The organism is Bradyrhizobium sp. Ses1 (assembly GCF_059512365.1).
In genome coordinates this window covers 1-1,449 of record NZ_JCAMOQ010000163.1, presented here as the reverse complement: position 1 = coordinate 1,449, position 1,449 = coordinate 1, and the positions used below count along the sequence as shown (strand labels likewise).

The 1,449-nt window shown below is 64.5% G+C and carries 1 protein-coding gene; it reads left to right on the top strand.

What is annotated here, in order from left to right:
- Positions 1–1,449 (top strand): ATP-binding protein (locus tag AC5ZG5_RS46115; RefSeq protein WP_496165562.1); only part of this gene is annotated, 1,449 nt, incomplete at both ends.

Genomic DNA, 1,449 nt, shown 5'->3' with positions numbered 1-1,449 from the left:
ATCGATGTCGTGAATCAGGGCGTATCGTTCGAAACGATCCTCCGCAATGCGGCCGCGAGCGGCGAGATCCGCGACGCCGAGGGACACGTCGAGGCCTGGGTCGCGGAACGTCTGGCCCGGCATCGCGATCCCCAGGGCCCGCATGTGCAACGCCGCTCAAACGGGCGCTGGATCCAGATCAACGAGCGCAAGACCGATGACGGCGGCACGGTCGCGACCTACACCGACATCACCGACGTGAAGCAGGCGGAGCAGGCGATCCAGGAGAGCGAGCAGCGGCTGCGCATCATTGCCGAGGCCGCGCCGATGGCGGTGGCGATCGTCACCTTCGATGACGGGATCATCCGGTATGCCAATCAACGCTTCAGCGAAATGTTCGAGCTCGAAAGTTCGCCCGCCCTGGGCGTGCAAGCGAAGACTCTCTACGCAGACCCGCAGTATCGCGAGCGCTTCATCGGCGCACTCACCGAGCAGGGCCATGTGGAGGGCATGGAGATGCTGTTCAAGCGGGCTGGAGGCGAGGAGTTCTGGGCGCTCATAGCGTCGCAGCGCGTCCAGTTCGAGGGGCGCCCGGCGATGATCAACGGCCTCGCCGACATCAGCGACCGCAAGCGCATGGAAGGCGAGTTGCACAAGGCGATCTGGGCGAGCGAGCAGGCGACCCGCGCGAAGTCGGATTTCGTCGCCAGCATGAGCCATGAGCTGCGCACGCCCTTGAACGCGATCATCGGTTACAGCGAGATCCTGTTTGAGGACGCCCAGAGTTCCGGGCGCGAATCGGAGATGGCGGACCTGCGCAAGATCCAGGATGCCGGCAAGCATCTGCTCGGCCTGATCGACAACGTCCTCGATCTTTCCAAGATCGAGGCCGGCAAGATGACGCTCTATCTCGAGACGTTCGAGCTGCGGCCCATGATCGATAGTGTGGCGGCGACCGTCACCGCGCTGGCCAAGAAGACTGGCAACGTCCTCGTGGTGAACTGCGCCGACGAGGTCGGCGCGATCCACAGCGATCTGACCAAGGTGCGGCAGATCTTGTTCAATCTTCTCAGCAATGCCTGCAAATTCACGCGGAACGGGACGATCACCCTGGCCGCGCTCCGCGATACGAACGAGGCCGGCGACGGGATCGAGTTCCAGGTGCGCGACACCGGTATCGGCATGACGCCGGATCAGCAGGCCAAGGTGTTCGAGGCCTTCACTCAGGCCGATGAATCGACGAACCGCGCCTATGGCGGCACCGGGCTCGGCCTCGCCATCACCAGGAGCTTCTGCCGGCTGCTGGGCGGCGATGTGACGCTGACCAGCGAAGCCGGCAAGGGGACGACCTTTGTGGTTCGTCTGCCGGCGGTGACACACGCCGCTCCGGACGCTGCGACCGGGGCGGTAGAGAAGCGTTCTCTGGATCTGCAGGTCGCGGAGCCCGAGCATGCGCCCATCGTTCTCGTG